Consider the following 7,378-nt stretch of genomic DNA (forward strand, 5'->3'; position numbering starts at 1 on the left):
TAAACCATAATTTATACCTATATTCAGAACACCTGACTTATTGTCGCTAAAATATCGAATATTGACCACGTTCGCTGTAGCTTTAGCGGTTGCGAAACAAGGAATTATGAATAATGAAATTTGCTGACCACAAAAATTGCTCAGCATCATCGTCATCTTTTTACTTCAAAATTCTTTATTCCTTGTTTAATATTCATTATTAAAAACTGCGAAAATCGGTACTTATATCATTCAGTGCTCATTAAATGACAGTAAATCAAATAAACAAATAAGTAGTGTCTCTAAGAAAACTCTGCAAAATTTGATAGTTTTCTTAGAGGCACTATGTAGTTTTCTTAGTGCAAATTGTGCCTTGGTGCCTTTGTGGCAAGATATTGATAATTAGCCACGAAGGCTCTAAGACACGAAGAATCACAAAGTATGAAACAATTCATTTGCAAAACTTGAGTCATTAAGTACTCATTAAATGACAGTAAATCAAATAAACAAATAAGTAAAAAAATGTTAATAACTTAAATCTTTAGAAATTGAATTTTAGAGATATTTTTTTGTAAATTTGCATTTTTTTAGAAAGCTAAAAGATTAGTAGATAAAAGATTAGAGTAGATAAACAATTAGTTGAAAACAATAATAGCAAATGGAAGATAAACACGGAAACATAATACCAATAAACATTAACGAACACATGAAATCAGCTTACATTGATTATTCAATGTCTGTTATAGTTTCACGAGCCTTACCCGATGTAAGAGATGGATTAAAACCTGTTCACAGAAGAGTTCTTTTTGGAATGCGTGAACTAGGATTAATACATAATCGCCCTCATAAAAAATCAGCAAGAATAGTAGGGGAAGTACTTGGTAAGTATCATCCCCATGGAGATAGCTCCGTTTATGATACAATGGTACGTATGGCACAGCCATGGTCATTACGAAATCCATTAGTTGACGGACAAGGAAACTTTGGCTCTGTTGATGGAGACAGTCCTGCAGCTATGAGATATACAGAAGCTAGACTTCAAAGTATAGCAGAAGAACTTTTAGTTGATATGGATAAAGGCACTGTTGATTTTTCACCTAACTTTGATGAAACACTTAAAGAACCTGTAGTTTTACCTGCAAAATTTCCCAACCTACTTGTAAATGGTGCTTCAGGAATTGCAGTTGGAATGGCAACAAATATACCTCCTCACAACCTCTCTGAAGTGATTGATGGAACAATACAATACATTGATAACAATGATATTACTATTGAAGAATTAATGCATTACATTAAGGGTCCTGATTTCCCTACTGCCGGAATCATTTATGGCTATGATGGTATTATTGATGCATTTAACACAGGTCGAGGTAGGGTAGTAATTAGAGCAAGAGCTGAAATAGAAGAACTCTCATCAGGACGTGATAGAATTATTGTTACAGAAATACCATATCTTGTTAATAAGGCAGGAATGATTAAAAAAACAGCAGACCTTGTTGTTGATAAAGTTATTGAAGGCATTTCAGACATCAGAGATGAATCTGACAGACAAGGACTTAGAATTGTTTATGAACTAAAAAAAGGTATTAACGCAACTGTAATTTTAAATAAGTTATTTAAATATACTCAACTTCAAAGCTCATTTAGTGTAAACACTATTGCTCTTGTAAAAGGCAGACCAAGAAGCCTTAATCTTAAGGATATTATAAAATATTATGTTGAACACAGACATGAAGTCGTAATAAGAAAAACAAAATACGAATTAGCTGAAGCAGAAAGAAGAATTCATTTACTTGAAGGGTTGATAATTGCAGTTGATAATATTGATGAAGTAATTAAAATTATTCGTGCTTCAAAAACACCGGATGAAGCTAAGATAGAGTTAATGAGTAGGTTTGAACTCTCTGAAATTCAATCGAAAGCAATTCTTGAAATGAGATTGCAAAAACTTACCGGTCTTGAAATTGATAAACTCAAAGCAGAGTATGAAGAAATATTAAAACTCATTGTAGAACTAAAGAAAATTCTTGATAATGAGGATCTCAGAATGGAAATCATTAAAAATGATTTACTGGAAATAAAAGAAAAATACGGTGATGAAAGAAGAAGTGAAATAGTTCAAAGCTCTGAGGATATTAATATTAAAGATATTATTCCAAATGAAGAAGCAGTAATAACTATTAGCCATAACGGTTACATAAAACGAACAAACCTAACGGAATACAGAACTCAAAGGAGAGGAGGCAGAGGTTCAAAAGGAGCAACCTCCAGAACTGATGATTTCCTCGAATATATATTTGTTACAATGACACATAATTACTTGTTGTTGTTTACCGACAAAGGAAAATGTTATTGGCTGAATATTTATGAAATTCCCGAAGGTGAGAAAAATACTAAAGGCAGAAACATCAAGAATCTATTACAATTAGGACAGGATGAGACTATTAAAGCCTTCTTATCTGTTGATGACCTTGAAGATGAAGAATATATCAACAATCATTATGTAATTTTTGCAACCAAAAAAGGTAAAATTAAGAAAACATCATTAGAAGCATATTCAAGACCACGTCAAGGTGGAATTATTGGAATAAGCATAAACGAAGGTGATGAGTTGATAGAGGTACTTCAAACAGATGGTAATTCTGATATTCTTATTGGAACCAAATATGGACAAGCAATTCATTTTCCTGAAGAAAAAGTAAGATTTATGGGTAGAGGTGCTGCAGGAGTTCGTGGAATCAGACTTTCAACAAAACATGATGACGATGAGGTTGTTGGAATGATAAGCGAAAATAATCCTGATGGTCAGGTTATGGTTATATCCGAAAATGGATACGGTAAAAGAACTTATTTGAAAGAATACAGAATGACAAACCGTGGTGGAAAAGGAATAAGAACATTAATGATTACTGAAAAAACAGGAAGAATGATTGCCATCGGTAGTGTTAGTGATGATGAAGAACTCATGATAATTAACAGATCGGGAATAACCATTAGAATAAATGTAAAGAACGTAAGGATAATGGGAAGGTCAACTCAGGGAGTGCGATTGATTCGTGTTAATGAAAATGATAATATATCCTCAGTGTGTCGTGTTGAAACAGAAAATAATAATGAAGAAATTGAAATATCAGAGGTTGATGAAAACTCAAAAATACAAAATGATAAAGAAAACATAAAAGGAGAAGAAGAAAATACAGAAGAATAATAACATTTTATAAAGAAATGAAAAACAAGTGTTTAAACTAAAATGTTATTGAATTATTTTATTGAAAAATCTAAAATGGAATTATATTTGTAAGTTTACAAAAATTAAAAACTAAAAAAATAAGTATGAAAAAAGTATTAAAGTATGTAGGAATCGTTATTCTATTAACATCTTTCATTTCAACTGCTTATTCTCAAAAATCAAAAAGAACAACAGCCTGGAATTATTTGAAAGAAAAAGAATATGAAAAAGCACAAATTGCAATTGATGAATGTGTAAAACATGAAAAAACAATTGGCGATGCCAAAGCTTGGTATTACAGGGCATTAGTTTATTTAAATATTTCCGAAGCCAAGGATTATTCTGGAGATATAAAAGATCCTCTCACAATTGCATTAGTCTCATCAAAAGAATGTGTTAAGCTAGATGAAAATGAAAGGTATAGTAGTGAAATTACTAAAATTTTGACAAGTATTGCACTTGCTTTTTTTAATAATGGAGTAGGTATGTATAATCAAGGAGTAAAAGACAATGCAAATGAAACCTTTAGAGCTTCACTTAAAAATTTCAACCAGTATTTTGAAACACTTCAAATTTTAGGAGAAAATGCAAAAGGAGTGATGTACACTTTGTATAAAAACAATATTAATCCATTGGATGTAATGCTTTATGCAGCTATTGCAGCAAATGAAATAGGGGAAGTTGAAGATGCAAAAAAATACTTTGGAGCTTTAATACAACAAAAGTATAAAAAATACAGCCCATACATTGGATTATCTGATATTCTTCTTGAAGAAGGAGATACAGCTCAAGCAATTTCTGTAATTGAAAAAGGAAAGGAATTTGTTACTGACCCAAAAGGAAAGAAAAACCTGACTATCAAAGAGTTACTTATTTATCAATCATCAGGTAAGCTTGAAGTTTTAACAGAAAAACTTGAAACCGCTATTGCAGAAGATTCAGAAAATGTGAATCTGAGAATCACTTTAGGAGAAACATATTATACAATAGCTTCTTATCATGGAACTCAAGTGTTATTAACAACTAAAAATCTTGACAAAGGTATGCCATTAATCAATGTTGAAGCAAGATTTGGAGATCCTCAAAGGAAAGAAACAATTGTAAAAGATGGAGATACTATTACAAGATACTTCTATGGTAAAAAATATTTGAATTTAAAAGATAAGAAACTTGATAGCTGGAAAATAGATGTTAAGGACGATATTGACCATGTTGCCATGGAAAATAAATTTATTGATAAATCATTATCAGAATACAAAAAGTGTCTTACAATGACAGAGGATGCTAAAGTGCTTCTAGCTTTGAATAGTAAATTGGGAACAGTTTATTACAACACAGGAGTTGATATTTATAATAAATCATTACAAATAAGAAATAATGATGCTAAGATTAAGGAAATGAAAGCAGATTATATAAGTAATTTTGATATGGCAATTCCATTTTTGAATAAAGCTATTGAATTAGATCCTGAAGATAAATCACCCATAAGACATTTAGTAAAGATTTATCTACTAAAAGGAGATATGGATAAAGTTACAGAATTGAATAAGAAACTTAAGAACTAAATCTGTATAAAAATAAGTAAAAGGATAGAGGTGAGATTTTTCTCACCTTTATTATTAAAAATCCTATTTAACATAATGTAAATTATATAACAAATAATATATTTTTGATAAATCACTGATATATCAATTTCACTAAGATTAAAGCTCTTAGAATCAATTATTTCAGAGATGAATGGGATATTGTAGGAATAGCTTCTGAATTTTACATTTCCGAAAAGTTGTAAAAATGAAAATAGCCACAGACTTCGTCTGTCGAAGACATGCAAAAAGTAAAGACTACGTCTGTCAAAGACAGATTCACAGATTTATTAAAAATTAAAATGGTAGCATACAAACAAGTTTGAGTCATTCCCGATGCTTGTATGTTTATTTCTTTGTTTTAAAAATTATGAAACCTTCTTTCAGGATAATATTGGCTCATAAAAAAGTCGTAGACACAATCTACGACCAGTGATAATTTAGATTATCCATTAAATGAGTCCACTCTAAAAACTCTAGACACTCATAACTTTACACTCTAAGTACTTTAGGCACTCTAAGTACTCTAAGTACTTCCTCCTCTAATAAGCTCTATTCTCTTTCAGAATTTTATAAACTTTATCACTATCAGTATAATTTATAGGAGTTTTTTCACGAATATCAAAAGCATTTACTTCTGCATCTTGAGAAATTAAATATTTAACAGCTTCAGCTTTATTATTTTTTGCAGCGTAATGCAGAGATGTTTGCTTGTTATTATCTATGAAATCCACTAAAAAGTTTTCATTTTCCAACAAATATTTTATTACTTTTACGTTTCCACCTTCCGCAGCACAATGAATTGCAGTAGCTTGCAATCCATCTTTAGTCCTGATATTAAGTCCTAGTTTTTGTAAATATTTTAAATTTTCAAGACTTCCTGACATTGCAGCATATAAAAGTGCGTTTCTTCCTCTGAAATCAACCTTTTTTAATTCTTCTCCTTTTGAAATAAGGAAATCTATCATTGCCGGATTCGATTGACTTGAAGCTGCTGAAAACATTAAAAGCGATTTATCATCTTTAAACCTTTCATTTAACACAGAGCCTTTTAATATCAGGTATTTTGTAAGTTCCAGATTTCCTTTTTCAATTGCAATTACCAATGCTGTTCTATCATTTCTGTCTCGTTTTCTTAAAGAAACACCTTTGTCTATAAAAATCCTTGCAAGTTCAAAGTATTCTTTATCAAGTGAATAAAGCAAAGCCGATTGGTCATTCCTATTGGAACCGCTTACCTTTACCCCACTGTTTATCAGTTTTTTAACAAAACTAATATCTTCTGTTTCCAAAGCATAAAACAAAACTGATTGGTCATAATTATCCTTAGCGTTAATATTTGCTTTATTTGAAATTAAGAAATCTGCAAGTTCTAAATTTTTATTTTTTAATGAATAAGCAAGTGCTGTAAGACCTTCTTTATTCTTGATATTAACATTTGCCCCTTTTTGAACAAAGAATTTAGCAAACTCATTATTCTCCATTTTTATTGCCTTATGAATCATAGGTAATTGATTTTCATTTTTCACATTTACCTCTGCCCCATTATTTACAAGTTTCTTGCTAAGATTAATATCCTCCATTTCCATTACATAGGAAAGCAAAGTAAGACCTTTATCATCTTTAGCATTTATATCAGCTCCTTTCTCTATCATTAAATCAAATATTTCGGGCATATCAAAATCCATCATATAAATTAAAACAGGATATCCGTAAGCACTTTTACTTGATAAATCAACTCCATTATTTATCAGGAATTTAATGGTTTCCGTATCTTCTCCATCAATGGAATAGTACAAAACCGCAATTCCTGAATTATCAATAGTATTTATTAAAGCTCCTTTGCTTATCAATAATTTACAAACATCAAGATTGCCTTCTACTGCGGCATACATTAATGCAGTACAACTATCAATGTTTCTTGAGTTAACATCTACACCGTCTTTTAAAAGCCTCTCAACCTTATCTAAATCCCCATTTGTTGCAGCTTGGATTAATTTATCCTGACTGAAAAGCTGTAAACTTAAGATTGTTAGGAGTAAAACTATAATTGTTGCTTTAATTTTCATATTCACTATTATTTTATTCTTCAATTAGCAAATTACTCAGCTTCCTTAAACTTTCTGGGAAATCCTGATTCTGAAAACATATAAATTATTGCATCCAAAAGGTCTTGATCACTACATTCCGGGCATGTTCCTCTTTCGGGCATTAAGCCATATTTTCCATCATAACCTCTTATTGCTTGATTTTGCAAAGTATCAATATTTTTATCAGAAATTTCCTCCCATCTTTCCGTATCATCCAAAGCAGCCGAGCCATTTAATCCTGTTTTATGACAACCCATACAAACTTTTTCGTAAACCACTTTACCATTTTCAATGTCGGCAATTATTTTTGGTTCGTTGTTGCAAGCAGTAAATAAACCACTTACAAAGAATACTAATAAAAATATATTTAAATTTTTTTTCATTTTTTATGACTGTAATTTAATTATTAGTGAATTTATTTAGCTTGCAAATGTAATGGATTTGTTTAAATAGTGCCTCTAAGAAAACTATCAAATTTTATGATTTCTAAGATTTTT

Annotated in this window: 4 protein-coding genes; 2 read left to right on the top strand and 2 right to left on the bottom strand. The window is 30.5% G+C overall.

Annotation, left to right across the window (positions count from 1 at the left end):
* Positions 1–637 precede the first annotated feature (637 nt).
* Positions 638–3,187 carry a DNA gyrase subunit A gene (gyrA, locus tag U9R42_14300; GenBank protein ID MEA3497195.1) on the top strand — a complete coding sequence of 850 codons (2,550 nt, stop codon included), beginning with the start codon at positions 638–640 and terminating at the stop codon, positions 3,185–3,187.
* Positions 3,188–3,312: 125 nt separating this feature from the next.
* Positions 3,313–4,773, top strand: a complete 1,461-nt coding sequence (locus U9R42_14305; protein ID MEA3497196.1) for a hypothetical protein — start codon at positions 3,313–3,315, stop codon at positions 4,771–4,773.
* 560 nt (positions 4,774–5,333) lie between these two features.
* Here the strand turns inward: U9R42_14305 and U9R42_14310 are convergent.
* Positions 5,334–6,860 carry an ankyrin repeat domain-containing protein gene (locus U9R42_14310; protein ID MEA3497197.1) on the bottom strand — a complete coding sequence of 509 codons (1,527 nt, stop codon included), beginning with the start codon at positions 6,858–6,860 and terminating at the stop codon, positions 5,334–5,336.
* A gap of 32 nt (positions 6,861–6,892) precedes the next feature.
* The gene (locus U9R42_14315) at positions 6,893–7,264 is read right to left on the bottom strand and encodes a c-type cytochrome (GenBank protein ID MEA3497198.1); all 372 of its coding nucleotides are present in this window, start codon (positions 7,262–7,264) and stop codon (positions 6,893–6,895) included.
* Between the last annotated feature and the right edge of the window lie 114 nt (positions 7,265–7,378).

This window comes from Bacteroidota bacterium (assembly GCA_034723125.1).
Taxonomy (GTDB): Bacteria; Bacteroidota; Bacteroidia; order CAILMK01; family JAAYUY01; genus JAYEOP01.

What these genes read in the sequence shown, in the direction of transcription:
- gyrA (MEA3497195.1), top strand. Translation starts at nt 638, where the DNA reads ATGGAAGATAAACACGGAAACATAATACCAATAAACATTAACGAACAC.
- U9R42_14305 (MEA3497196.1), top strand. Translation starts at nt 3,313, where the DNA reads ATGAAAAAAGTATTAAAGTATGTAGGAATCGTTATTCTATTAACATCT.
- U9R42_14310 (MEA3497197.1), bottom strand. Translation starts at nt 6,860, where the DNA reads ATGAAAATTAAAGCAACAATTATAGTTTTACTCCTAACAATCTTAAGT.
- U9R42_14315 (MEA3497198.1), bottom strand. Translation starts at nt 7,264, where the DNA reads ATGAAAAAAAATTTAAATATATTTTTATTAGTATTCTTTGTAAGTGGT.